22 protein-coding genes are annotated in these 25,862 nt (G+C 67.0%); 5 read left to right on the forward strand and 17 right to left on the reverse strand.

What is annotated here, in order from left to right; genetic code table 11:
• Window positions 1-101 precede the first annotated feature (101 nt).
• Window positions 102-986, reverse strand: coding sequence for a DNA-formamidopyrimidine glycosylase family protein (locus AC5RW2_RS17085; protein WP_494074288.1), 885 nt, complete (start codon window positions 984-986; stop codon window positions 102-104).
• A gap of 174 nt (window positions 987-1,160) precedes the next feature.
• Between AC5RW2_RS17085 and AC5RW2_RS17090 the strand changes: the two genes are divergently transcribed.
• A complete protein-coding gene (locus tag AC5RW2_RS17090; RefSeq protein WP_494024733.1) occupies window positions 1,161-2,357 on the forward strand; it encodes an MFS transporter in 1,197 nt (398 codons plus the stop codon).
• 29 nt (window positions 2,358-2,386) lie between these two features.
• On the opposite strand, the gene AC5RW2_RS17095 is transcribed toward AC5RW2_RS17090, so the two are convergent.
• Window positions 2,387-2,680, reverse strand: coding sequence for an antibiotic biosynthesis monooxygenase family protein (locus AC5RW2_RS17095; protein ID WP_494013174.1), 294 nt, complete (start codon window positions 2,678-2,680; stop codon window positions 2,387-2,389).
• A 247-nt stretch (window positions 2,681-2,927) separates the two neighbouring features.
• On the opposite strand from AC5RW2_RS17095, the gene mdlC reads away from it, so the two are divergent.
• The gene (gene mdlC, locus AC5RW2_RS17100) at window positions 2,928-4,538 is read left to right on the forward strand and encodes a benzoylformate decarboxylase (RefSeq protein WP_494074289.1); all 1,611 of its coding nucleotides are present in this window, start codon (window positions 2,928-2,930) and stop codon (window positions 4,536-4,538) included.
• A 27-nt stretch (window positions 4,539-4,565) separates the two neighbouring features.
• Here the strand turns inward: mdlC and AC5RW2_RS17105 are convergent, their stop codons facing one another.
• Complete coding sequence (locus AC5RW2_RS17105) at window positions 4,566-4,892, reverse strand: cupin domain-containing protein (protein ID WP_494013176.1); 327 nt, start codon at window positions 4,890-4,892, stop codon at window positions 4,566-4,568.
• 384 nt (window positions 4,893-5,276) lie between these two features.
• On the opposite strand from AC5RW2_RS17105, the gene AC5RW2_RS17110 reads away from it, so the two are divergent.
• Entirely contained in the window at window positions 5,277-7,241 is a 1,965-nt protein-coding gene (locus tag AC5RW2_RS17110; protein ID WP_494024735.1) for a transglycosylase domain-containing protein, read from the forward strand.
• Window positions 7,242-7,280: 39 nt separating this feature from the next.
• Here AC5RW2_RS17110 and AC5RW2_RS17115 read toward each other — a convergent pair whose 3' ends face one another.
• Together AC5RW2_RS17115 and AC5RW2_RS17120 are read right to left on the reverse strand one after the other, a co-directional pair.
• Window positions 7,281-8,546, reverse strand: coding sequence for a glycosyl hydrolase (locus AC5RW2_RS17115; RefSeq protein ID WP_494024736.1), 1,266 nt, complete (start codon window positions 8,544-8,546; stop codon window positions 7,281-7,283).
• Window positions 8,547-8,711: 165 nt separating this feature from the next.
• Window positions 8,712-9,887: a PP2C family protein-serine/threonine phosphatase gene (locus tag AC5RW2_RS17120; protein ID WP_494024737.1), complete on the reverse strand. Its 1,176-nt coding sequence runs from the start codon at window positions 9,885-9,887 to the stop codon at window positions 8,712-8,714.
• A 325-nt stretch (window positions 9,888-10,212) separates the two neighbouring features.
• Here AC5RW2_RS17120 and AC5RW2_RS17125 point away from each other — a divergent pair, with 325 nt between their 5' ends.
• Window positions 10,213-10,713 (forward strand): hypothetical protein, encoded by a 501-nt coding sequence (locus tag AC5RW2_RS17125; RefSeq protein ID WP_494074290.1) that lies wholly within the window; start codon window positions 10,213-10,215, stop codon window positions 10,711-10,713.
• A gap of 132 nt (window positions 10,714-10,845) precedes the next feature.
• On the opposite strand, the gene AC5RW2_RS17130 is transcribed toward AC5RW2_RS17125, so the two are convergent.
• The 7 genes from AC5RW2_RS17130 to AC5RW2_RS17160 form a co-directional block, all read right to left on the reverse strand.
• Window positions 10,846-12,558: a thiamine pyrophosphate-binding protein gene (locus AC5RW2_RS17130; protein WP_494025737.1), complete on the reverse strand. Its 1,713-nt coding sequence runs from the start codon at window positions 12,556-12,558 to the stop codon at window positions 10,846-10,848.
• Between the two features lie 31 nt (window positions 12,559-12,589).
• Window positions 12,590-13,939, reverse strand: a complete 1,350-nt coding sequence (locus AC5RW2_RS17135) for an MFS transporter (RefSeq protein WP_494024739.1) — start codon at window positions 13,937-13,939, stop codon at window positions 12,590-12,592.
• Window positions 13,940-14,041: 102 nt separating this feature from the next.
• Complete coding sequence (locus AC5RW2_RS17140) at window positions 14,042-16,429, reverse strand: bifunctional salicylyl-CoA 5-hydroxylase/oxidoreductase (RefSeq protein WP_494074291.1); 2,388 nt, start codon at window positions 16,427-16,429, stop codon at window positions 14,042-14,044.
• A 22-nt stretch (window positions 16,430-16,451) separates the two neighbouring features.
• Window positions 16,452-18,101, reverse strand: coding sequence for an AMP-binding protein (locus AC5RW2_RS17145; protein WP_494074292.1), 1,650 nt, complete (start codon window positions 18,099-18,101; stop codon window positions 16,452-16,454).
• 75 nt (window positions 18,102-18,176) lie between these two features.
• Window positions 18,177-19,085 (reverse strand): acyl-CoA thioesterase, encoded by a 909-nt coding sequence (locus AC5RW2_RS17150; RefSeq protein WP_494074293.1) that lies wholly within the window; start codon window positions 19,083-19,085, stop codon window positions 18,177-18,179.
• Window positions 19,082-19,564 carry a cupin domain-containing protein gene (locus tag AC5RW2_RS17155; protein WP_494074294.1) on the reverse strand — a complete coding sequence of 161 codons (483 nt, stop codon included), beginning with the start codon at window positions 19,562-19,564 and terminating at the stop codon, window positions 19,082-19,084. Before AC5RW2_RS17155 ends, AC5RW2_RS17150 begins: the two co-directional genes overlap by 4 nt.
• Window positions 19,565-19,599: 35 nt before the next feature.
• Entirely contained in the window at window positions 19,600-20,511 is a 912-nt protein-coding gene (locus AC5RW2_RS17160; RefSeq protein WP_494074295.1) for a fumarylacetoacetate hydrolase family protein, read from the reverse strand.
• Between the two features lie 140 nt (window positions 20,512-20,651).
• Between AC5RW2_RS17160 and AC5RW2_RS17165 the strand changes: the two genes are divergently transcribed.
• On the forward strand, window positions 20,652-21,068 hold the full coding sequence (locus tag AC5RW2_RS17165; RefSeq protein WP_494074296.1) for a RidA family protein: 417 nt from the start codon (window positions 20,652-20,654) through the stop codon (window positions 21,066-21,068).
• A gap of 110 nt (window positions 21,069-21,178) precedes the next feature.
• Here the strand turns inward: AC5RW2_RS17165 and AC5RW2_RS17170 are convergent, their stop codons facing one another.
• The 5 genes from AC5RW2_RS17170 to AC5RW2_RS17190 are packed head-to-tail and all read right to left on the reverse strand — an operon-like array spanning window position 21,179 to window position 25,817.
• Window positions 21,179-21,889: an ABC transporter ATP-binding protein gene (locus AC5RW2_RS17170; RefSeq protein WP_494074297.1), complete on the reverse strand. Its 711-nt coding sequence runs from the start codon at window positions 21,887-21,889 to the stop codon at window positions 21,179-21,181.
• On the reverse strand, window positions 21,886-22,671 hold the full coding sequence (locus tag AC5RW2_RS17175; RefSeq protein ID WP_494074298.1) for an ABC transporter ATP-binding protein: 786 nt from the start codon (window positions 22,669-22,671) through the stop codon (window positions 21,886-21,888). The genes AC5RW2_RS17170 and AC5RW2_RS17175 overlap by 4 nt, the downstream gene beginning before the upstream one ends.
• Window positions 22,668-23,696, reverse strand: coding sequence for a branched-chain amino acid ABC transporter permease (locus AC5RW2_RS17180; protein ID WP_494074299.1), 1,029 nt, complete (start codon window positions 23,694-23,696; stop codon window positions 22,668-22,670). Before AC5RW2_RS17180 ends, AC5RW2_RS17175 begins: the two co-directional genes overlap by 4 nt.
• Window positions 23,693-24,574, reverse strand: a complete 882-nt coding sequence (locus tag AC5RW2_RS17185) for a branched-chain amino acid ABC transporter permease (RefSeq protein ID WP_494074300.1) — start codon at window positions 24,572-24,574, stop codon at window positions 23,693-23,695. Before AC5RW2_RS17185 ends, AC5RW2_RS17180 begins: the two co-directional genes overlap by 4 nt.
• A 13-nt stretch (window positions 24,575-24,587) precedes the next feature.
• Window positions 24,588-25,817, reverse strand: coding sequence for an ABC transporter substrate-binding protein (locus tag AC5RW2_RS17190; protein ID WP_494074301.1), 1,230 nt, complete (start codon window positions 25,815-25,817; stop codon window positions 24,588-24,590).
• Window positions 25,818-25,862: the final 45 nt, after the last annotated feature.

Below are 25,862 nucleotides of genomic sequence, written 5' to 3' on the forward strand. Positions count from 1 at the left end.
GCGACCGCCCTCCCCCTGAGGAGGTAGTGGGCGCGGGTGTCCGCCGAGACAGTCCGGGTGGCGGGAGCAAACACTGTTTCCGCCACCCGCTGCTTTTCAGTTCACTTGAGGAACTTGGACATCCGCCGGTCCGCCAGCAGCTTCCCGCCGGTCTGGCAGCTGGGACAGTACTGCAGCGAGGAATCCGCGAAGGACACTTCCCGGACCGTGTCCCCGCACACCGGGCAGGGCTCACCGGTGCGGGCGTGCACGCGCATGGCCTTGCGCTTGGAATCCTTCAGCTCGCTGGCCGGACGGCCGGAGGCGTGGGCGATGGCCGACTCGAGAACCTGGTGCATCGCCCAAAACAGGCGCTCCACGTCTTCTGCATCCAGCTTCGAGGCGTTGGCGAACGGGGAGAGCTTCGCCGCGTGCAGGATCTCGTCGCTGTAGGCGTTCCCGATGCCCGCGATCGCCGACTGGTCCCGCAGCAGGCCCTTAAGCTGTCCCGAGTGGGAGGCGAGCATCCGCGCGAACGCCGCGTGGTCGACGTCGAGCGCGTCGGGTCCGAGGCGGGCGATGCCCGGGACCTCCATCGGGTCCTTGACCACGTAGGCGGCCAGTGATTTCTTGGTGCCGGCTTCGGTCAGGTCGAACCCGGGCTGACCGGCGCCGTCGGTCGCGACGAACCGCACGCGCAGCGCAATGGGACCCTTGCTGGGCCGCAGGGGTTCGGGCTTCAGGGCATCCGACCAGCGGAGCCAGCCGGCCTTGGCCAGGTGCATCACCACGTGCGTCTGCCCGGCGGTGATGACGATGAACTTGCCGCGGCGCGAGACCGCGGACACCGGCTCGGCTCCCATCGTCTCCGGCGGGACGTCCGCCGTTTTCAGCACGGAGAAGGACAGCACTTCGACCTTGGCCACCCGGGCCGGCGGGGCGTCGGGCGGGATGAGCTTCAGCCGCAGGAAGTCGACGAGTCCCTGCACTTCCGGCATCTCGGGCATGCCCTAACGATAACGGAAGCTTGCTCCTATGACCGGGCGGGTTGCACCGGGCCGCGACGGCGTCCGGGTCGGGGCGCCCGGCTTCCTGCGCGAGCCGCGCCCAGACGGTCGGTTACCATCTGTGTAACGCTCGCTGTGGTCTAACGGGCGTTATGTGCTGGGAGGTGCCGGACCATGGGCAGAACCACGGTGGGTCGTCGAGCCGGCTCCGGCCTTGGCGTGGCGCTGGCCGGAATGCTGTTGATCGCGGCCACGTATGGCATGGCCCGGTTCGGGGTCGGCCTCTTCGCCCCGCTCTTGGCCGCACAGCGGCCGGAACTTACCGAGGTGCTGGGATGGGCTGCGGCTGCACAGTTCACCTCCTATTCGATAGCCGCCGTGGCGGCCGCCCGCTTCGTCGACCGCGCTCCTCGGGCCGGACTTCTTCTCGCCGGAGGCACTGCCGCCGTCGGCTGCTTGGGGGTGGCTGTTGCCTCAGCGCCGGGCATGTTCGTGGCGGCTGTATTCGTCGGCGGCATGGGCGGGGGCTTCGCCTCGCCCGCATTGGTGCCGGTTATCGACGCGCTCGTTGCACGCCGCACCAGTGCGACAGCACAGTCCCTGGTGAACTCGGGAACGGCGGTCGGCGTGGTGGGAGCCGGCATGGTCGCCTCAATGGCCGCTTCGATTGCCGGGGCATGGGTGCTCATGGCGCTGGTCTGCGCGGCGGCGGCGGTCGCGGCGTGGTATCCCGTCCGGGCTCGTGCTAATCCGGGTACCTCTGGCCTCCCAGCCGCTGCAGCGGCTTTGAGCCCCGAACGTCGCCATGGACCGGGGCACGTTCTCCTCGTCCCGGCCGGGGCCGCGGTCATTGCAGGAGCCGGCTCGGCCTTGATCTGGACGTTTGGACCGTTGCTGGTTACGGAAGCCGGTTCCGTTGCTGCCGCTCAGGCCGGATGGCTGTGGATCGCCTTGGGCCTGGGTGGGGTCCTCGGCGTACTCACGGGAGCCTTGGCCAGGCGCATGGGCCTGCGGGCCGCATGGTGCTTTTCTGCCAGCGTCCTGGCCGTCGCCAGCTTAGGAGTCTCAATATCGGTAGCCTCCGGCAGCACTTGGGTCGCTTATGCCGGCATGGCCGTTTTCGGTGCCGGCTACATGAGCCTGTCCGGCGTGCTCATTCTCTGGGCGCGCAGCGTTTGGCCTCAGAGTGCCGGAGCAGGGACTTCGTGGCTCTTCATCGCATTGGCCATCGGACAGGCGCTGGGGTCCGCCGGCTTTGGAGTGGCTTACGGGGCCTTGCCGCCCGTTGTGCTGGCCGCCTTGGCCGCGGGCCTCCTCGTCCTCGGCGGCATCACGGGACTTGTCCGGATGCGCCAGCCGCAAGTCCTGTGACCCGGAGCGCGGCTGGCCAACCACTGTTGTCAGTCGGCGAGCTCAACAACCTCGAACTCGAGCAGCTCCGACCCACTGGCCACGGGGGTCTTCGAGCCGTGATCCCGCGGCGCACGGTTGTCGCGCCAGTTCTCGAAGTCCTCACGGGTGGCCCACTGGGTGTACACGAAGTAGCGCTCTTCGCCCGCGACCGGACGCAGCAGCTGGAAGCCCTCGAACCCCGGAGCGGAGTCGACGGCGTGCTTGCGTGCGGCGAAGCGCGCCTCCAGTTCGGTGCCCGAGCCCTCGGGGACCTTGAGCGCGTTAATGACGACGATGGACATTATGCTGCTCCTTTCGGGTCCGAACCGCCCGGACCATCCTGGGTCCACGCTATCGCGTCCGGGACGTCGCGTTGCCGCTCGCCTGCACATGACCGCTGCCGACGGCGGGAGCAGGCTTTCCGGGAAACCCGGCGACTGTTGGATTTAGTGATTCGCTGCACATAGGCTGCGTCCAAGGGCACGACGTCGGGCCGGCGCGGCCGGTCACGGTACCGACCGCCGGGTGCGCGAAGTTGGAGGAGCAGGAGTGACGGTCAAGAGGAAGACGGTTCTCGAGGCGACGCTGGAGCTGTTCCGCGCGCACGGGATGACCACGATTTTCGGCAATCCCGGGTCGAACGAGCTTCCGTTCCTCGCCGGCCTTGGCGGGGGTTTCGACTTCGTTCTCGGATTGCACGAGCAGGTGGTCGTGGGCATGGCCGAGGGCTACGCCCGTGCCACGGGCCGGCCCGCGCTGGTGAACCTGCATGCCGCCTCCGGGTCGGGCAACGCCATGGGCGCCCTGACCAACGCCCACTACGGGCACATCCCGATGGTCATCCTCGCCGGCCAGCAGGTCCGGCGTACCGTCGGCCAGGAAGTGATGCTCGCCAGCGCCGACGCCGCTGCCCTGCCGGCCCCGCTCGTCAAGTACTCGCACGAACCGCTGGCCGCCGCCGATGTGCCGCGCACCCTGTCCCAGGCCGTGTTCGAAACCTGCACCCAGCCGCGCGGGCCGGTCTACGTCTCGGTCCCCCTCGATGACTGGGCCGAGGCCGCCCTCGACGACGACGTCCTGCTCACCGAGCGCTCGGTCGCCACGGCCGGCGGCCTCACCGAGGACCTGGCCCGGGAACTGGTCGCGGCGATCGACGGCGCGAAAAGGCTTGCGCTTGTCGTCGGCCCGCAGGTGGACGCCGCCGCGGTCGAGGACCCGGCCGTGTTCGACGCCGTCGTGTCGCTGGCGGAGAAAACCGGCGCCTCCGTCTTCGTCGCGCCCTCGCCCTCGCGCGGTCCGTTCCCGACCACCCACCCGAACTTCGAGGGCGTGATCGTCCCGGGCATCCAGTCGGTGCGCGACCGCTTGGCCGGCCACGACGTCGTGCTGGTCCTCGGCGCCGCCGTTTTCCGCTACCACCGCTGGGAGCCGAGCAACTACCTCGAGCCCGGCACCCGCGTCATCCAGCTGACCCAGGACCCGCGCGAGGCGACCCGGGCGCCGTTCGGCCGGTCCGTCGTCGCCGATGTGGCAGGCGCGGCCAAGGCGCTGGCCGCCGGGGTGAGGGACCGGGGCCATCGGCGCGGTGAGCCGGGCACCCGGGAGCTGCCGGCGGCCAAGACCTCGCCGGACGGCATGACCGGCACCGAAATCCTCGAAGTCCTTAACACCCACGTCAACGCCACCGTCGCCTACGTCAACGAGACCACCACCCTGGACCTGGACTACCTGGAACGCATCGCCCTCGACCGCCCGGGCATGTACCACTTCCCCGCCTCCGGCGGGCTGGGCTTCGGCCTGCCAGCAGCCGTGGGCATGTCCCTGGGCGCCCCGGAGAAGACCATCGTCGCGACGGTGGGCGATGGCTCCGCCAACTACGGCATCACCGCGCTCTACACCGCGGCCCGGCGGCAGACGCGCACCGTGTTCGTCATCGTGAACAACTCCAGCTACGGCGCCCTCGCCGGCTTTGCCCAGCGCATGGGCGTGCCCGACGTCCCCGGCCTGAAACTCGGCGGCATCGACTTCGTCTCCATCGCCGAGGGCTACGGCGTCGCCGCCGAACGCACCACCACCCGCGAAGAATTCGAAGCCGCCTACCAAAAAGCACTCGCGGCCAGCGGCCCCGTCCTCATCGACGCACAGGTGGTTACCGGCTAAATCGCCGTCGGCGGGCCTGCCAAGCGCCTACTTGAGCTCGATCTCGACGAACACAAAGTCGTCGTCGGACTCGTTGACAACGTTGTGTTCGCTGCCAGCCGTGCGCGTGTAGGAAACGCCGGCGGTCAGCTGGCTGGCCGACGCCCCCTCGCTGGTCTCCAAGGTCAGGGTACCGGTGCTCATGGGGACCACAACATAGTCCACGGGATGGACGTGCCAACCGGTTTCCGCGCCGGGAGGAAACCGCCACTCCGTGACCGTCACCCGGTCGTTGTCGATCTGCACGGTGGCCACCGCCGGCGGGCGCCCACCGGTCTGTTGGTCCGCGAAACCAGTCTGCACGTCGCGTTGCATGTTTCTCCTTCGGTCAAAAATGGCTGTTCGTGGCCACCCTATCCGGCGCCGCGGCCATCCTGTAGCAGCCCTCCGCGCCGGCGCCTCTCCCCTGGCCAAAACAGGGTAGGCCGGCCCCTACCGAAGGGGGTTTTGAGCTTCTACCATTTTCTCTACTGCTCCACTGCGGGGAAGGAGGGGTGTGGAAACCCTCGTCAGGAAATGCTCCCCAACGCCCCGCCTGGAGGCTGCGCGTGGATGCATCCGTCACGTGGATTTCCCGCACAACGCATCATGTGGCCCTTTCGACGAAACAGGTTTCAACAGGTCGACTTCGACGAATTGATGGCGTCTGCCCGTCGTCCGAAGAAAAAGCTCCGGCGTCGGCGCCTCGACTTGTGGGTGGTGAGCGTTGCCGTCGCGGCCTTGGGGGCCGGGGCGATCGTCGCACCCGCGGCGGTGGGCGTGTCCGCCGTCGGCAATTCGGTCCTGGACATGTGGCAAGAGCTGCCGACCGACCTGCCGCTGGATCGCCCGTTGGCCCAGCACACGGTTTTGCTGGACAAGGACGGCAAGGAATTCGCTCGGTTCGCCAGCGAGAACCGTGTGGATGTTGAGCTGGACGAGGTGTCGGAGGCCTTCAAGAAAACACTGATCAGCACGGAGGACGCCCGCTTCTACGAACACGGCGGCGTAGACCCGCTGGGCATCGCCCGGGCACTGATGCATAACGCCACCAACAGCGAGGTCCAGGGCGCTTCCACCCTGACCCAGCAGTTGGTCCAAAACCTGCTGGTCAACCACGCGCGGAACGAAGAGGAAGACAAGGTCGCTGTGGGCAACACCTACAACGCCAAGCTCCGGGAAATGAAGTATGCCGTCGCCTTGGAAAAGCAGTTGCCCAAGGACGAGATCCTCACGCGCTACCTGAACGCCGTCTATTTCGGGAACCGTGCCTACGGCGTGGAGGCCGCGGCCCGCTACTACTTCAGCACGCCGGCGGCCAAACTCGACTATGCACAGTCGGCCCTGTTGGTGGGGCTGCTCAAGGCGCCCACGGCTTTCGACCCGTTCGCCAACCCCGAAGCCGCCACGGAGCGGCGCAACACCGTGCTGGATGTGCTGGAAAAGCAGGGAGTACTGCCGGCCGACGAAGCGCAGGCCGCCCGCGAGGCCCCGCTGGGCGTGAAGCGCGGCGAGGTGCCATCGGGGTGCGGCGGGTCCAAGTATCCGTTCTACTGCGAGGCGGCCCGCGAAGAACTCCTGTCCAACCCGGCCTTCGGCAAGACCCCCGAAATCCGAGAGCAGCGCTTCAACGTGGGCGGCCTGACCTTGACCACCGCCTTGGACCGGAAGGCTGCCGACGCATCGCAAAAAGCCGTGGAGAGGGCGCTGGGCAACAACAACCGCGCGGCACTAGGGACCGCCGTCGTCCGACCGGGAACCGGCCACGTGGCCGCCATCGCGCAGAACCGCGCCTGGGGCAAGGGCAAAGGCAAGACCCAGGTTGTCTACGTCCGGCACGCCTTCCAGGTCGGGTCGGCCATGAAGCCGATCGTGCTCGCGACGGCGCTCACGCAGGGCATCCCCACCTCCCAAAAGTTCCGGGCGGATGGCCCCTACCGCTCACCGAAACTGGACAACCCGAAGGGCGGGTACATCAACTACGACAACGTCGACTACGGAGTCATCAACGCGTACCAGGCCATTCGGGCCTCGGTGAACATCTACTTCATCAAGCTGGTCGAGCGCGTCGGCGTCATCAACGCGGCAAAGATGGCCAACAAGCTGGGCATCACCTCCATTAACCCCGACAAGCTCAGCGGCAGGGAAGGTTCGCTGGCCCTCGGCGCCTACGAAGTCACGCCGCTGCAAATGGCCAGCGCCTACGCCGCCTTCATGAGCAACGGGACGGTCTGCAAACCGGTCACCATCATCAAGGCAGTCAAGACCGACACGAAGAAGGAGTTGCCGGTTCCGGACCCGGATTGCCACCGCGCCATCAAACCCGCTGTCGCGGACACCGTTGCCGACGTGCTCAAGGAACCCTTCAACCCGAGAGGAACCCTGGGGCCGCGCATCGAACTCAAGGGAAACCGGGAGGCCGGAGCCAAGACCGGAACAACGAACGACTTCGCCGCCAACTGGATTGTGGGCGGCACCCCGCAGCTCACGGCCGCCGTCTGGCTCGGCGACCCGCGCGGCGGTGCCGAGTACCCGCTCAAACGCGTCAAGGCCTACGGCAAGACCTACACAGACCTGACCGGCTCCGAAGTCGCCGCCCCGGTCTGGAAGGAAACCATGGACGGCGCACTCAAGGGCGCGAAGAAGGTGAAGCTGCCCGAATCCCACCGCTCGATGACCCGGTAACGAGCGGCGGAACACCGAGGCAGGGTGCCAGGCGTGCCGTTATTTCGGCCGGGCGGCGAGGGCTTCGGCGAGCGCCGCGGCAGAAGCCTTGCTGCTGTTGATGCGCCAGTCGGTTTCCTTGTTGTAATGGAACCAGACCAGCGCGGTGATGTCGGGCTGCTGGGACAGGTAGTAGACAAGGTCCTTATTCCAGGCCGCCTTGGAGCCGCCATCTTCGGCGGAGGATGTTTCGGCGATGAGGATGGGCTTCCCCGGGGCCAGCGACCGGAGTTGTCCGAGCCCATCGGCGAAAAGCGCCCACGGCGGGGTCCAGGTGCTCCAAGCGGTAGAGGTTCCCCAGTTGTAGCCGTCGAGGGCAACCGCATCCACGTATCCCGCCCCCGGGTAGAGACCATCCAAGACGGTAGATCCGGCGTAGGGGACGTTCGGGTTCCAGACCCAGGTAATGTTTTGGGCGCCGGTGGAAGAGACGACATCGTGGACGTGCCGCCAAGCGGCGGCGTACTCCCCGGCGGTGTTGCCGTTGATGCCCTCGGACCAGGGGTACCAGTTGCCGTTCATCTCGTGGCCGAAGCGCAGCATCACGGGGTGGCCCCACTTAGCCAGCGCGGTACCCCACTCGCGGAGGTAGGGGTCGAAGTCTCCGGCGGTGATCCGGTCGAGCGAGTAGGCGGGCTGTTGAGTGCCTCCGCCCCAGGTCCACGGCTCCCAGGTCAGCAGGGTGAGAGCCCCGCGGGCGCGGACCGCTTCCAATTCGGTGATGGGCGGGGCTTGGTTGAAGTCCTTGTAGGAGAGGATGATCGACGGTGCTTCGCCAACCAGGGCAGCCGCTGCGTCCAGTTCGGCCGAAGCCAGCGGTCCGCCCGGCGTTCCCAGGCCGAAGCGAAGCGGCGCCTTGCTGATCGCTGGCGCGGTGGGGGCGGGAGACTGCTGTGGCGGTGCCGGTTCCTCCTGCGTCACCGAGGGGCTGCTGTACGTGAGCGTGAAGGGAGCCGAGGCGCGGGCGACGCCGGCCTTGGCCTCGATGGAGAGGGTTGCCTGCTCGGTTGCAGGGATAACCAGCGTGGTACGGAAGTATCCCGAGGCACTTGAGAGGAAGGGGACAGGCTCTGTTCCTCCCGTGATTGTTCCGGAGGACTTCTTGGGAAAGCCTGTCCCGGTCACCGTGATGGAGGTGCCTGCCGGTCCGGATGAGGGACTGAGAGTTATCGCGGCCGTGGCTGCCTGCGCCGGGGCAATTCCGCCGGACATCAGCGCGAGTGCGACCAGGACCGGAACCATTAAAACGTTTAACACCAGACGCATGGGAGGACTTTCCAGTGAAAGAAGGCGAGAAGGGAAGAGCAGCGGCATTACTATCTACGGCACGTGCGGCGTAACGCTATCGGAACCAATCGAGCACATCAAATGCACCTCGCGGTACATAAGACCACACCATTCCCGTCCCGGAATCCCGAGCCCAGGGTCGTCTTATTCCCGCCGGAGCGCGACGACGGTGATGTCGTCCTCGTGCCCCCTACTCCCGGCGTAGGCAACGGCCCGGTCAACAAGCTCCTCCGGCGGCAAGGCGACGATCCCGGCCGCCAGCGCCTGCTCGAGCGTTTCTTCCAACGTCGCAAAGAAATCGAGGAACCCGTCTGACACCACCACCAGGGTCTCCCCAGACTCTAAGGCCGTGCTGTGGACGTCCCACTGCTGGTCGGGGAGCACTCCCATGGGAGGCCCGGAACGGTGCAGCCGACGGTATCCTCCGGCGCTGAACACGAACGCCAGCCCGTGTCCGGCATCCACATAATCAATCCCCCCGGTGGACGGATCAAGGCGCGCCGAAAAGACGGTGCCGAAAGATCCTGAGTCGAAAAGCAGCTGTTCAGACGCGACCGCCGCCCGGTGAAATGCCTGCCCTTGGTCGCTGAACCGGGCCGCACCCGCCAAAGTGGCCCGAAGCGATGCCGCAATCAGCGCGGCCGGAATTCCCTTGCCCATCACATCCACCACGTGCAGCTGGAGCTTTCCGTCCGGCAACGCGTGCCAGTAGAAGAAGTCGCCGCTCAGCGTCCGGGACGCCACGCACCGGCCAGCGAGCTGGTATCCCGGAAGATCCGGAGCGGTGTGCGGCAAGAGTACGCGCTGCACCTCGGCCGCGTGGTCCAGCTCCCGCTGCAGCTCCAACTCCTGCTCCACCCACCGCCCCATCTCGGCCAGCAGCTGGGCTTCATTGTCGCTGAGGAGCCGCGGCTTCGTATCCAGGAGGCACAGCGAACCGACAGGTTCGCCGCCCGAGGCCCTCAGCGGCTGTCCGGCATAAAAGCGAATATTAGGCTCCGAGGCTACAAACGGATAGTTGCTAAACCGTTCATCTGACGACGCGTCGGGCACGACCAAAACATCGTCGCTCCGGACCGTGTGCCAGCAGATTGCTTCGTCCAGCGGCGTGTTTTCCAGGCCGGGCAGACCTGCTTCCGCCTTGGTCCATTGCCGGTCGGTGTCGATGAAGTTCATGGCTACCATTGGCACATCAAAGACTGCCCGTGCTGCCCGGACTATCCGATCGAAACGCTCTTCGCGAGGGGTATCGAGAATCTCCAGGGCGTGAAGAGCCCCGGCGCGGGCGGCATCGGCCGCCAGGAATGAACCTTCCAGCATGGCCACATCCTAGCTTTAGGGGCTGGCGCCTGTAGGTCCGGCCTTTGGCGTGTCCTCGCCTGCCCAGCCAGCCTCCTAAGTGCAGTTCGCCCCGCGTGTTCGTAGTGCTCCGCAAGATGGACGACGGCGCGGCCTGCCTCCCTCCTAAAGGCAGGTTTCAATCGCTTCAGATACGTCTCGTCCCACTAAAGACGCAGGTTTTGGAAAGCTGCGGCAACGTTTCGGCAGGTTAGCCGCAAGGAGGGCGTTTGCGGCGGTCGGACTCGTTAGTTTCGAAGGGTGGCGGGCACTGGGCCCGGCCACCTCATCCGAACACGGAGTACACATGACTGCAATCCGCAAGATCGCCGCCGGCTTCCTCGCAGCCGCCCTCCTGGCCGGTGGAAGCGCCACCGCCGCGTCCGCCGCTAGCCTTGAGCCCGTCACCGAACCGGTTATCACCGCACCCGTCAGCGCCGAGCCGGTCGTGACCGAGGCCGACGTCAAAGCCGCCAAGGCCGCCTTCAAGGCAGCGCAGAATAATGCCCGCACCACCGAACAGCAGGCCCGCGCCACCGCAGCCGCCGAGCTGAAGGCCGTGTCCAAGAAGGCGAAGCTTGCCAAGGGCAAGGCAGTGAAAGCCGCGCAGCTGCAGGTCAAGAACCTTCGCGCAGCCGAGACCGCTGCCCTGAAGGACCTCCGCGTCAAGAACCGCGTGCTCGTCAACGAAGCCCGCACTGCCTACCAGGCCGTTGCCGACGCCTACGAGGCGCAGCTCGCCGCCGCACAGCCGGTTGTTGAAGACCCGATCATCGAAGAGCCCGTCGTCGAAGAGCCCGCCGCCTAACCTGCGGACAGCCATGAGGGGTGCCGTCCCACCGGGGCGGCACCCCTCATGTTTGAGCTTGCTGCAACGGCGGGAGCCGGGCATCTGCCCGTCCCCGCCGTCGCTACACGTCCCCGGGCGGCGAATGGCGGGTCAGTGTCCCTTGAACGCTTCCGCCAACCACCATGCCCCGCCGTCGGATGCGATGCGGGCATCGATGACGAGCGGCCGGTCGCGCGGACCTTCGAGCCAATTCGTTACAGCCGCAAGGTCGGCTTCACTGCTGACGGTCAACGCTTCCGCACCGTAGCCGCGGGCAATAGACGCAAGGTCGACCAGCGGGAAGCGCACCACCTCAAGGTCCTGCTCGTCGGCGTCGAAATGATGGACTTCAGCACCGTAGGCTGAGTCGTTGTAGACAATGACCACCAAGGGAATTCGTAGGCGGACCGCAGTTTCCAATTCGGAAATCCCCATCAGGAAGCCGCCGTCGCCCACACCCAGGACGGGCAACCGGTCGGGCCGGGCGATGGCAGCGCCGATGGCCGTGGCCAGCCCCAGACCGATGGATTGGAACGCCTGGGTGAAGCAGAAGCCGTTTTCATCCGGCACTGAGAGGTAGCTGCTGGGGTACCCCATGAAGTTGCCGGAATCGATCGAGACAATTCGTTCCGCGGGCAGTATTTTGTCCATTTCCCGGCTGAGGATGCGTGGATCGATTCTGTCTTCGGTTGACAGGTCCTGGATGGCCACCGTGTTCCAGCGCGCCTCGGCGGCGATCCGGGCGGCCATCTCCGGTGTGCGCATCCCGACTGCGCGGTAGTTGGCGGCCTGCAGGTGATCCAGCACGGCGCTGGCCGTCTCGGCGCAGTCCCCCACAACCCCTGCGTCAATCGGGCGATTGGCACCGAGCGCCGAGTTTTCGAGATCTACCTGCACCACCTTGGTGCCCGCACCGATCAGCGAACCTTGCCTCATCGTCCACATGTTCAGGGCACACCCCCAAGCGACGATCAGGTCGGCCCCGGCAATGGTCTCGGCTGTGAAGGGGGAGGAAAAGCCGCCTGAGATGCCCAGACTGAACGGCTCGTCGTTGAACAGCCCGTGGGCGACGGCGGACGTCGCCACCAAGGCCCCGGCGGCCTCGGCCAGCGCCGCGATCTGCGGCCCAGCACCGCGACCGCCCCGCCCAGCGACGAAGACCGGCCGACGTGCGGCGCGAATCAACTCAGCCAACCGCCGCACCGCGTCGGCACTGGGTCGAATAGGCTGCTGCCCCGCAGCCTGGCGGATTTCGTGTACCCCGCCGGACTCCGCGGCCGCCGCTTGGATATCGGTAGGCACGGACAGCACAACTGTCCGGCGTTCGTTGATGGCGGTGCGGTAGGCACGGACGGTGTCGGCGACGGCGCTGTGTGCCGAGTGAACCCGTTCGGCCACCGCGCCGACGCTGCGGGCCAGGCCGTCCTGGTCGATCTTGAAGTTGGAGCGCACGGCGGACGCGGCGGTGTCAGCCGTCAACACGATCATCGGGGTCCGGCTCTTGGCGGCTTCCCCTACCCCGGTGATGGTGTTGGTCAATCCGCAACCTTGATGCGTGGACACCACTCCGACCCTGCCGGACATGCGGCCGTAAGCATCGGCCATGCTTGCTGCCCCGCCTTCGTGGCGTGCCGCGGTGAACGGCACTCCACTGCGGCGCAGCGCGTTTGTCATCGCGAAGTTTCCGCTGCCAACCACGCCAAAAACGTGGCCGACCCCCAATTGGGCCAGGGTCTCGCCGACGAGTTCAGCAACAGTGGCGGGTTGGGAGCGCTGATCTTCCCGCACTATGCCTGCGGGGCCTTCGATTCGGCCAGCGGTCATGGTCATGGCTTTCTCCTACTCATCGGCGATACTAGCCTGCGCGTACTGCGGATTCGTCACCCAAGACGGGCTCGTCGGCGGCATTCCGCCGCTTCGGTATGCATGCCACAGCCGCCGCGGCCACTACTGCGATGGCGGCAAAGATGATGAAGTTCCACTCGAAAGGCAGCGCCGCGCTGCCAATCCAGCCACCGATCAAGGGGCCGGAGATGGCGCCGAGGCGCGCAAAGCTCAGCGCCCAGCCCGTAGCCGTGGCCCGGACGTTGGCCGGGTAGTAGTCGGCGATGTAACCGGTAAGCACCAGCGACGTCGAGATGGAACCTATCCCGGCGAACGCCACGAACAGCAGATTGACCACCATGTTGCCGGGGAACATCAGCAGCAAGATGCCGCCGCCGCCCAGCAGATAGAAAGTGACCAGAATGATCTTCTGTCCGAACTTGTCTGCCGCCCGGCCCAAGACCAGTCCACCGGCGGCAGAGGCCAGGCTGAAGACCAGCAGGAAGGACAGGGACGAACCCAGATCGTAGCCGGCCGACTTCATGATGGACGGCAGCCACGTGTTGAGCCCGTAAACCAAGACCATTCCGCAGAAGAGCGAGATCCAGAAGAACACGGTTGACCGCAGGTACCGGGAAGAGAACATCGTGGTGATGGTCCGCCACCATGGATCCCCGGCTCCCGAGCCGGCGGGCTTGGCCGGAGCAGCGGGAACGTACGGGTCTATGCCCAGGCGGTCCGCCAACCGGCTCGCGTCTTGGCGCCTCCCCTTGGCCTCCAGATAATCCAGCGACTCCGGCAGCAGCTTGGCAATGATTGGCACCAGGATCACCGGCAATGTGCCGATCGCAATGACCCACCGCCAACCAGCAACCGGCAGCAGGAACAGCGCTACCAGTGCCGCGGCCACAATGCCCAGGGAATAGCCGGAGTACATGAGACCGTAGTTGTAAGACCGCTTCTTCGGGGCCGAGTACTCGATGGTCAACGCGGCAGCTACCGGAATGACGCCGCCCATCCCGAGTCCGCCGATCAGCCTGAACAACCCGAACAGCTCGGGCGTAGGCGCCATGGCGGCCCCGGCCTGCGTCACGGTGAAAAGGAGCATGGAGAGCAGCAGCATCTTTTTGCGCCCGTACAGGTCGCTAAGTGTGCCGATGAAGAGGGCACCGAAGAGCATGCCGACCAGCGCGTAGGCACCGAGCCCTCCGAGTTCCAAGGGAGACAGGTCCCAGGCTCGATACTCGGCAAGGGCCGGAAGGACGGCGCCCAAGACGCCGACGTCGTAACCTTCCGCCAAGATGGCCAGCCAGCAACAGAACAGCACCAGTCGGGTGGTCCGGGCGGGAACTTTCCAGTCGTTTACGGCAGCACTTGCCATAAGAGCCTCGTTTCGTTGAGGGCGAGTAGATTTCTGTTGCTTCCCCGCCGGCAGGACACCGCAGTCCACGTTGCCCTGCCAGCGGGACGTCATCCGAATTTGTTACTGGGCAAGCGCCGGTTCCGGACGCACCGGCTTCCACCGCAAGTGCGCATTAGCGGTCGGGTCGTCGGTTTCCTGCAGCAGGGACAGGCGCGGGCGGACGGCGTCGGTCCGGGCGCTCGGCGGCTTGCGCCGTCCGGCGCGGAACTGCGGGACCCAGGCCACGCCGTCGCCCCGGTAGTCCTGCTCGGCAGCTGCGTGCAGCGTCCAGTGCGGGTCGTAGAGGTGGGTGCGTCCCAGGGCGATCAGGTCGGCCCTGCCGGCCAGCAGGATCGAATTGGCATCGTCGTAGGAGGAGATCGCCCCTACCGCGATGACCGCGATCCCTGCCGGAACGGCCACCTCCTGCCGGATCCGGTCCGCGTACGGGGTCTGGTAGCTGCGGCCGAACCGCGGCTTCTCGCCCTTGGCAATCTGGCCGGTGGAGACGTCGATCCCGTCCGCGCCGTGGGCCGCGAAGGCCTTGGCGATCTGAACCGCGTCGTCCAAGGTATTGCCGCCCTCGATCCAGTCGGTCGCCGAAATGCGCACGGTCAGCGGCTTCTCGGCCGGCCAGGCAGCCCGGACGGCGTCGAAGACTTCGAGCGGGAAGCGCAGGCGTTTCTCTACGCTTCCGCCGTACTCATCGGTCCGCTGGTTGGCCACCGGGGACAGGAAGGAGGAGAGCAGGTAGCCGTGCGCCGCGTGCACCTCCAACAGGTCGAACCCGGCCGCATCCGCCCGCCGCGCGGATGCGACGAAGTCCGCGACCACCTTGTCCATGTGGGCCCGGTCCATCTCCCGAGGGACCTGGTTGTCCGGCCCGTAGGGCAGCGGCGACGGGCCAATGACTTCCCAGTTGCCGGTCTCCAGCGGCTGGTCGATGCCTTCCCACATCAGCTTGGTGGACGCCTTGCGGCCGGCGTGGCCGATCTGGGCGCCGATCTTGGCCGCGGAGTGGCCGTGAACAAACTCGACGATGCCTCCCCAGGCCTCGCCCTGTTCGTCCGTATACAGCCCGGTGTCGCCCGGGGTGATGCGGCCTTCCTCCGAGACGCAGACCATCTCGGTCATGACCAGTCCGGCGCCGCCCATGGCCTTGCTGCCCAGGTGCACCTTGTGGAAGTCGGTGGGCATCCCGTCGACGGCGGAGTACATGTCCATGGGCGAGACCACGATGCGGTTCTTCAGCTCCAGCCCGCCGATACGGTACGGCTGGAACATGGCCGGCGCGACGGAATCCAGGCCCTGCGAGGCGGCGAAGTGCTCTTCCACCTGCTGGGCGAACTCGGGATCGCGCAGCCGCAGGTTGTCCTGCGTGATGCGCCGACTGCGGGTGAGCAGGTTGAAACTGAACTGGACCGGGTCCTGGCCGGTGTACTGCCCCACGCGCTCGAACCACTCCAGCGATGCCTGCGCGGCGCGCTGGGTGGACTCGACCACCGGACGCCGCTCGGTTTCGTAGGCCTCGAGCGCCGCCTCCAGGTCGGGGTGTTCGTGCAGGCAGGCGGCCAGCGCCAGCGCGTCCTCCATGGCGAGCTTGGTGCCGGAGCCGATGGAGAAGTGCGCGGTGTGTGCCGCGTCGCCCAGCAGCACCACGTTGCCGTGCCGCCAGCTGGTGTTGCGGACGGTGGTGAAGTTCAGCCACTTGGAGTTGTTAGCCAGCACCTTGTGGCCCTGGAGTTCGTCGGCAAAGATGCTGCGGATCTTCGCGATCGCTTTCTCGTCCGAGACGCCCGGCGGGAATACCTCGCTCTCGGTCTCGTCGAAACCGGCGGCCCGCCACGTGTCCTCCGGCATCTCAACGATGAACGTGGATCCCTCGTCGGAGTAGGGGTAGCCGTGGATCTGCATGACCCCGTGCTCCGTCTCCTTGATGAAGAACTTGAAGGCCTCGAACACCAGGTCCGTGCCCAGCCACATGAACTTGTTCGGCCGCGGGTCAAGCTCGGGCCCGAAGGACGCGGCGTACTTGGAGCGGATCTGCGAGTTCACCCCGTCGGCCGCCAGCACCAGGTCGTAGCCGGCCTCGAGTTCCTCCACCGGCGGGGCCAGCGTGGAGAAGCGCACGTCCACGCCGAGCTCCGCGCAGCGGCGCTGCAGCAGTTCCAGCAGCTCCTTGCGGCTCATTGCTGCGAAGCCCTGGCCGCCAACCGTGACCGTCTCGCCCTGATAGTGGATGTCGATGTCGGCCCAGCGGGCAAAGCGGCGGCTCATGTACTCGGCCACTACCGGGTCCGCGTTGCCGATGCCGCCCAGCGTCTCGTCCGAGAACACGACGCCGAAGCCGAAGGTGTCGCTGGCCGCGTTGCGCTCCCAGACGGTCACCTCGTGCGCCGGGTCCAGTTGCTTCATCAGGGCCGCGAAGTAGAGGCCGCCGGGGCCGCCTCCAACGATTGCGATTTTCATCTCTGTTGTCCTTAAGGTCTGTCTACGCCGTGCTGCCGGCCAGGTCGGTTTCCTGCTTGCCGACCTGCTCACGCAGTTTGAAGTGCTGGAGTTTTCCGCTCGGATTGCGCGGCAGTTCGGTCACGAACCGCACATCCCGCGGGTATTTGTAGGGCGCTATGGTCTTCTTGACGAAGTCCTGGATGTCCTTGCGCTTGGCATCGTCGCCGACGACGCCGTCGCGCAGCACGATGAAAGCGCAGACCACGCTGCCGCGCTCCTCGTCGGGACGGCCGACGACGGCGTTCTCCACCACGTCCGGATGCTGGTCGATCGCCGCCTCCACCTCGGGGGCGCCGATGTTGTAGCCGGAAGAGACGATCATGTTGTCCGACCGTGCCTGGTAGACGAAGTAGCCTTCCTCGTCGCGCAGGAACGTGTCGCCGGTAATGTTCCAGCCGTTCTGCACGTAGTTCGCCTGCCGCGGGTCGTCCAGGTAACGGCAGCCCGTCGGACCAATCACCGCGAGCCGGCCCGGCTGGTTCACCGGCGACTCGTTACCGTCCTCGTCCAGCACCGTGGCACGGTAGCCGGGGACGGCCACGCCGGTGGCCCCGGGCCTGATGTCGTCCCCGGCGGCGGAGATGAACACGTGCAGCATTTCGGTGGCGCCGATCCCGTTGACCAGGGCGAGCCCGGTGGCCTCGTGCACGGCCTCCCAGGTTTCCTTCGGCAGGTGCTCGCCGGCGGAGACCGCAACACGCAGTCCGCGCAGCAGGTCCGCCCGGCCTTCCTTCAAGATGGCGCGGTAGGCGGTGGGGGCGGTGAACAGCACCGTGGCCCCGGCTGCGGCGGACTGCTCGGCCAGTTGCACGGGGGTGGACCGTTCCGTCAGGAGTGCCGAGGCGCCGAACCGCAGCGGGAAGACCACCAGCCCGCCCAGCCCGAATGTGAAGGCCAGCGGCGGCGAGCCGGCGAACACGTCGTCGGCGGTCGGGCGCAGGATGTGCCGCGCAAACGTGTCGGCGTTCGCGAGGATGTCCCGGTGGAAGTGCATGGTGATTTTGGGCGTGCCGGTGGTGCCCGAGGTCGGCCCGAGCAGGGCCACATCGTCCGCGGCGGTCGCCACGTCGTCGAACTCTCCGCTCTTGGCGGCGCAGCGGACGGTGAGGTCGTCGGTGTCGTCCGATCCATAGGCGACGACGGCGGTGCCCTCCCCCACCGCCTCGGCCATGCCCTCGAGGAAGCGGAAGTCGCTGATCGCCACGGCCGGTTGGGTCAGGCGGCAGATGGTGGCCACTTCGTTGGAGCGCAGCACGGGCATGGTGGTGACGACGACGGCACCGGCCTTGAGCACGCCCAGCCAGGCGGCGACCAGCCAGGGATTGTTCGGGCCGCGCAGCAACACGCGGTTGCCCGGGACAACGCCGAAGTCCTCCGTGAGCACCTGGGCGACCTGATTGGCCCGCTGCAGCAGTTGGCCGTACGTCCACACCTCGCCGTCCGGAGTGAGCAGGGCCGGCCGCTCGCCGCCGAATTCGGCGGCGGAGTCGCTGATCAGGACCGTCGCGGCGTTGAGACGGTCGGGGTACTGAAGTTCGGGGAGGGTGAATTCGAAGACCGGCCACTGCTCGGCGGGCGGCAGGTGGTCGCGCGTGAACGAGTCCACATGTGCTGACGGGGACAGTTCCATGGCGTTCCTTTCAGTGGATTGGGTGGACGGCGTGAGTCCGCCCTCCATCCGATGGCCCGGATGGAGGCACGGGGCTCAGCGCGCGGGGCGGATCATGCCTTCTTGCGCCACGGTGGCCAGCAGCCGCCCTTCGCGGTCGAAGAACCGGCCGGTGGCCAGGCCCCGGTTGTGCTGGCCGGAGACCGCTTCCTGGGCATACAACACCCAGTCGTCGGCACGACCGTCGCGGTGGAACCACATGGAGTGGTCCAGGCTGGCGGTGACCAGTCCCGGCTCGGCCCAGTAGTGCCCCTGCGCCCGCAGGATCGGCTCAAGGATGGTGTAGTCGCAGACATAGGCGAGCGCGGTGCGGTGCAGGTCCCGGGTCGCACGGTCATCGGCCTGGTCGGGCAGCTGCGTGAACGCCTTCACCCACACCGCCTGCTGTGGCACCTGCTCCCCTTCGACGCGCAGGTATACCGGGCCGGGAACGTGCCGCATGTCGAAGCTGCGGCCATGGGACCAGTAGGCCGCGGCGTCGCCCTCGACGCCAGTCAGAACCTCGGCGGCGCTGCGCAGCGACTCGGGGTCGACGGTGGCGGGCATCTGCGGCTGGAACTCCGGGCCGTCTTCGGGCACGTGGAAGGAACCCATGGCGGCATACACGGTCTTACCGCCCTGCCAACCGCGCACGCTGCGGGTGGAATAGCCGCGTCCGTCCCGCAGCTTCTCCACCTCGTAGCGGACGACGGCACCGATATCCACCGGCCGCATGAAGTAGCTGTGCATCGAGTGCAGCTGCCGGTCATCGGTGACCGAACGCATCATGGCCGCGGCGGCTTGGGCGACCATGTCGCCGCCGTAGGCCTTGGGCCACGGCACGTACTGCGTCGTGGCCTCGTAGGCCTCGTCGTGGATCTGGGGTTCGACGGCCGTCAGTTCGACGGCCTTGAGGAACGTCTCGGCCGTGGGAACCTGGGTTTCGGAGGCGCTTGCGGCGTTCATGCCCGGCGGTATCCTTCCAGCATTTCGTCCGGAACCTCGTCCAGGTTGACCACGATGTTCTCCGGCGTGCGCGTGGTCAGCCAGACCAGCTCTTCGGTGACGGACATGTTGGCTTCCACATGCGGCATGAACGGGGGAACGAAGACCCAGTCCCCGGCCTTCATGTCCAGGTATTCGGAGTAGTTTTCTCCAAAGTAGATCCGGCCGTGGCCGCGCAGCACGTAGCCGCCGGTCTCCGCCTCGCCGTGGTGGTGCGGCAGCGAGCGGTAGCCCGGAACATTGGAGACCTGCCCAAACCAGATCTTGGTGGCCGGGGTGTGCTGGATGGAAACACCCGAAACCCGAACGCAGTCCCCCGACTGTGCCGTGTTAGTGTCCTCGCTCCCCGCGCGGGTGACAACCGGGACGACCTTGCCGTCGGCCCCCGCGTAGATCGAGTTGTCGCCTTCGGTGCGGTATTCCGTGGTCGCATCAGTCATGATCGTTCTCCTTCTCAAGGGGTTGGAATGGTGCGTTATGCGCGTGCGGCGCGCTCCGCCGTCGTTGTTCCGCTGAGTGCCGGTGCGGGCTGTTGCGTGGCGCCGGCCGGCTGGATCCGGACGCGGTTCTCCAGCCGCCCGATGCCGTCGATCTCGGTGACGAGCACGTCGCCGTCGGCAAGGAAACGCGGCGGGGTCATGCCCATGCCCACTCCCCCGGGCGTGCCGGTCAGGACCAGATCGCCCGGGCGCAGCGTGGTGAACTGCGAGATGTAGGACAGCAGCCGGGCGGGCCCGAACACCAAGGTGCCGGTGTGGTCACGCTGCACCAGCTCGCCGTTGACGTAGCCGCGGACCTCAACATCGGTCCCGTCGACCTCGTCCGGCGTGACCAGCACGGGCCCGAGCGGGGTGGTCGCGTCGAAGGCCTTTCCCTGGAACCACTGCAGGGTCCGGCGCTGCCAGTCCCGCATCGACACGTCGTTGGCCACCGTGTAGCCGGCGATGGCGGCCGCGGCCTGGTCTTCGTCCGCGCGGGTCAGGGCGGTTCCGACGACCACGGCCAGTTCGGCCTCCCAGTCCACGCTGTCGCTCCCGGTGACCGTCAGTTCGTCCGCCGGTCCGGCCAGGGTGTCCGCGAACTTGGCGAACAGCGTGGGGTACTCGGGCAGGTCGCGGCCCATCTCCTGGATGTGCTCGCCGTAGTTCAGTCCGCAGCAGATCACCTTGCCCGGGCGGGGCACCACCGGAGCCAGCTCCGTGTCCGGAACGCTGACGACGGCGGTGCTTGCGGCGGTGCGCACCGCTTCCTCTGCGCGTGCCCGCCAGTTCGGGTCCGCCAGCAGGCCCCCCACATCGGCTGCGGGTAACGGCAGGTAGTCGCCGTCCGCGAGCTGGACGGCGGCGGTCGTGCTCTCGGGGCCGGTTCGCAAGGTGGTCAGTTTCATGCGGATTCTCCTTCGAATTTTCATGTGTCGACTTTTTTACGGCCGTCACATATGCTCAACCTACACGATCGGAACGATCTGCACCAGAGTTTTTTCCAACGAGTGAAACCGGCATCCCCATCGCCAAGGAGAGAGAGCACATGAGCAACGAGACAGCCCTCGGAAACCGCACCATCAATCCCGCGTCACTGCCCAAGCCGTCGGGTTACGCGCACGGCGTCCTGGCCGGAAACACCGTTTATCTGGGCGGCCAGACCGCCCTGGACAAGGACATGAAGATTGTCCCCGGCGGCATCGTGGAACAGTTCAAGCAGGCATTCTCGAATGTGCTGGCCACTTTGGTGGAGGCCGGCGGACGCCCCGAAGACCTGGTCAGCGTCACCATCTACCTGACGGATGTGGACGACTACCTGGCCAACGGCCGGGAGATCGGCCGGCTCTGGCGTGAAATGGCGGGCACCGAATACCCGGCGATGGCCGGCATCGGCGTCTCCCGCCTGTGGCAGAAGGAGGCCCTCATCGAGATCCAGGGAATTGCCGTCATCTCCGCGCGCTGACTGGAGCCCGCGCGGCGCGGCGCGCCGGGGTACCGAACATCCGGGGTACCGAACAACGGCGGCAGCCGGTCCGTGGTTTACCCGGACCGGCTGCCGCCGTTAAGGGACGGTTATGCCACGCCCAGGAGGGTCCGCGCCAGCGGCTCGTTCCGCCGGAAGTCCGCCGTGCTGCTCTCGTGAACGATCTCTCCCTTGCGCATGACCGCGAGCCGGTCGGACACCGTGAAAGCCAGCCGCAGGTCCTGCTCCACGAGCAGGATGGCCATGCCGGTGTCGGCGAGGTCGAGGATGATGTTGCCGACCTGCTCGACTACCGCGGGGGCCAGCCCGTCGGAGGGCTCATCGAGGAGCATCAGCCGGGGCGAGCCCAGCAGCGCCCGCCCGATGGCAAGCATCTGCTGCTCCCCGCCGGAGAGTTGCGAGCCGAGGTTCGTCCGGCGTTCCCGGAGCCGCGGCATGAGCTCGTAGACCCGCTCAATCGTCCAGTCCCCGGAACGCTTGTGCAGCGCAATCTCGAGGTTTTCTTCCACGGTCAGCGGCGCGAAGACGCGCCGCCCCTGCGGCACTATCCCCACGCCCGCCCGGGAGAGCACATGCGGGGGCTTTGCGGTGACATCTTTGCCGTCGACCCGGACGTGGCCGCCCTTGGCGCTCACCATCCCCATGATGGTTTCGACCAGGGTGGTCTTCCCGGCGCCGTTGCGGCCGAGCAGTGCCACCGCCTCGCCGGAGTCGACCGAGAGCGATACGCCGCCGAGCACGCGGCTGCCGGCGTAGCCGGACACCAGGTCCTCGACCTCCAACAGCGGCCGCCCGCTCATGGCGTCGCCTCGAAGAGGTCCACGCTCTGCGTGCGCCCGAGGTAGGCCTCCTGCACGGCATCGCTGGTCCGCACTTCCTCCGGCGTCCCGTCGGCGATGAGCCTGCCGGCCGCAAGCACGCTGACGCGCTCGGCCAGGCGGAAGACGATGTCCAAGTCATGCTCGACGACGACCACGGTCACCTCTCTCGGTAACGATTCCACGATTTCGGCGAAGCGGTTGGTCTCCGCCACGGACATTCCGGCCGTCGGCTCATCGAAGAGGACCATTTTGGGCTCGCACGCCAGCACCATGGCCACCTCGACCTGGCGCCGTTCGCCGTGGGACAGTGCGCCGCACATCGACGAGGCCCGGTCAAGGAGCCCGACGTTTTCCAGATGTGCCATGGCGGCATCGGTCACCCTACGGTCGGCCCCGAGGCTCGGCCAGGGTCGCTTGGGCCGGCTCGTGGCCCGCTCCACCGCGAGGCGGACGTTGTCCAGTACGCTCATGTTGAGGAAGAGGCTGGAATGCTGGAACGTCCGGACGAGCCCGGCGCGCGCGCGGCCGGCTTCGCTCAGTCCCGTGACGTCCTGCCCGTTGAAGATGAGCTGGCCGTCCGTGGGGCGAAGACGCCCGGCAATGACCCCGAACAGCGTCGACTTGCCCGCCCCATTCGGCCCGATGAGCGCGTGCCGGACGCCCCGCGCGATGTTCAGCGTCACCGCGTCCACGGCGGTGAGCGAGCCGAATCTGAGCGTGAGGTCCCGGATTTCCAGCATCGGATCGTCCGCCGTCGTCATTTTGATGCACCTGCCTTTCGTCGCAGGGGATGCCAGCGGACGCCGGCCACGCCCTTCGGCAGGAGGTAGACGCCTATGACAAAGACAATCCCGAGCAGGAGCGTGCCGCGGCCCTCGAGGTATCCACCCAGCCAGTCGCGCACGAAGATGACCAGGGCCGCCCCGATGACCGGTCCCCAGAGGCTCCCGGCCCCGCCGAGCACGACGCTGAGGAGTGCAAACGCTGCCATGTCGAAGCCCAGGTCGCCGGGGGAGATGAACTGTGTCTGTGCAACCCACGCCGTTCCCGCGGCACCGGCGATTCCACCGGCGATGGCGTACGCGAGCAGCTTGACCGCGTACGTGTTCTGTCCCAGGGCGCGGAGCCGAAGCTCGCCGTCGCGCACCCCGCGCATCGAGCGGCCCAGCGGCGAGCGGCTCAGGAGCATCGCCGCGCAGTAGCCGACGACGAATACCGCCAGGATCCACCAATACACGTACCCGGGCACGATCAGCGGCTCCCCACCGGGGAACACGCTGATGGGCGGGATTCCGCTCAGCCCATTGCTCGCGCCGACCGCTTTGAGGGAGTCGGCGCCGCGGTGGGCGAGCTCGCCGATCGCGAGAGTGACCATCAGGAACACAATTCCGGCCGTGCGCACCGCCACGGCCCCGGTCACGAGCGCCAGCACCGCTCCCGCGGCCATGCCCACGACTACCTGGACCAGGCCGCTCGCGGAGAAGTGGATGCCCACGAGGCCGGCGGAGTAGGCGCCCGCGCCGAAGTAGGCAACCTGCCCCAGGGTCGGCATGCCCAAGACGCCGGTCACCAGGTCGACGCTGACCACGAGCAAGCCGAAGGCCAGCGCGCGCCCTGCCAGGCTGAGGGGATACGGCGCCAGGAAGAACGGCAGTGCCGCGAGCAGGAGGAGGATGACCACCCCGATCGCGCACTCCAGCATGGTGCGCCGGGGGTCGCGGAGCAAAGGCATGCGCGCCTGTCCCCGCCCGGTCGCGAGGCTTGAATCTGTCACCGTGGGACTCATGCGTGCGCTCCTGCCCGTGCAGGCAGCAGCCCCTGCGGCCGGAGCAGGAGGACCACCGCCAGCGCTGCGAAGAGAAGGAAGGTAGCAAACTCGTGGACCAGGACCACTCCGACCGTCTGCACCTGTCCGACCACGAGCGCTCCGAGCAAGGCTCCGCGCAAGGATCCGAGGCCGCCGATGACGACGATGACCAGGGCCAGAAGGAGGATCTGGTCGTCCAGGCCGGGCTGCGCACCCAGAATCGGCGCGGCCAGCAGGCCACCCACGGCAGCCAGCGCCGCCCCGCAGCCGAAGACCAGGGTCAGGACGACCTTGGTACGGATCCCGATGGCCTCGACCATGGCCCTGTCCGCCACGGTGGCCCGCACGATCGCCCCGGCGCGGGTGCGTTCGAGCACGATGTAGAGGACCACCGCGACGACGATCCCCGCGCCGACCATGGCGAGCCGATAGACAGGGTAGGGGTTGCCCAGCATCGTCACCGTGCTGGAGAGGAAGTCCGGCGGGGGTACGGACCGCACATTCGCACCGAACACTTCCTGGATGAGTTCGGCAACAATGAGTGCCATGCCCAGCGTCAGCATCGCCTGCCGGAGATGGTTCCGCACCGGCGACGTCATCGCCGCCAGCAGGCCGCCGGCGGCAAACCCGATGACGGCCGCGACGACCACGGCCAGGAAGAACATCCCGGCCGCCGGCGGGGCGCCAAACATCGCCACCCCCACATAGGCACCCACCAGGGACACGGCACCGTGCGCCAGGTTCAGCACATCCATCGTGCCGAAGACGAGGGACAATCCGATGGCGATGAGGAACAGCACGGAGCCGAGTGCCAAGCCGTTGAGAATGGTTGCGGCGTTCGCATCAAGCCAACCCACGTCTGGCTGTCCTTTAGCCCTGGAGTTCTTGGAGGACGACGTTCTCGAGCGTGCCGTCGACGTCCTTGACCTCGCGGAGATAGTACGGCTGGTCGGGGTCATGGTTTTCGTTGAAGCTCCAGGGGCCGCGCGGGCTGTCCGTGAACTCCCCCACCTTGCCCAGCGCGGCGGCGATACCTTCACCGTCAACGGACTCGGCCACTTCCAGCGCTGCGGCGACGGCGGCGACGGCGTCGTAGGTCGCCATGGCGTAGGTCGTCGGAACTTCGTCGTACGCAGCCTTGTAGGCTTCCACAAACTTCTTGTTGTTCTCGGAGTCGATCGTATGGCTGTAGTTCAGCGAGGTCTGGATGCCGAGGGCGGCCTTGCCCTGCGCCTCCAAGACGTCGCCCTCGACCAGGAACCCGTTGCCGTAAAGCTGGATATCCTTCGCCAGACCGAAGGTGGAGTACTGCTGAACGAAGTTGGCGGCTTCAGCTCCGGCGTAGAAGGCAAAGACGGCAGACGCCCCCGAATTGCGGATCTCGCTGAGGTACGGCTGCCAGTCGCTGGTCGTGCCGAAGGGGGTGCGGGTCTCTCCGGCGATCTTGCCGCCGGCCGCCTCAAACTCCTCGCGGAATGCTGTGATGTGCTCTTCCCCGGCGGCATAGTCGGCCGTGATGAGGTAGACCGATCCGTCTCCGACTTCCTCCGCGACGTGCTTGCCGATGATCCCGCTGACCATGCCGTTGCTGTACGACGTGCGCCAGATGTAGGGGTTGGGCTCGGCCGTGATGTCATTGGCTCCCGCGTTGGCGAGGATCAGCGGCACTTTCGCCTGCACGAAGGTGTCCTTGAGGCCCAGGGCCGTCGCGGAGTTCACGATGCCGACGACGACGTCGGCCTGGTCCTGCGTGACCAGGCGCGAGGCGGCCGGGACACCCGTTTGCGGGCCCTCACCCGTGTCGGCGGAAACCACCTTGACGTCGTGGCCGCCGAGCTTGTTGCCCGCCTCCTCCAGGTAAAGCTCGAAGCCCTGCTTCATGTCCTCGCCGAGGCCCGCGTACACACCGGACTGCGGGACCGCAAGGCCGATCGTCACGGGCTCGCCGGTGTCTTTGCCGCCGCTGCCGCCGTCGTCGCCGCCGCCGGTGTTGAGGCTCCCGCCGCCACACGCTGAGAGCAGCATCATCGCGAGCGCGCTGGAAAGCAGGACGGTGGTGCGGCGTCCCGGGCGGAAGCCCTTCGAGAATGTTTCAGGCATGGTTGCATTCCTTCTGCGCAGGCAATGCGCGGGTCGGTGCGTCAG

Source organism: Arthrobacter sp. B0316-1-20, from assembly GCF_059091865.1.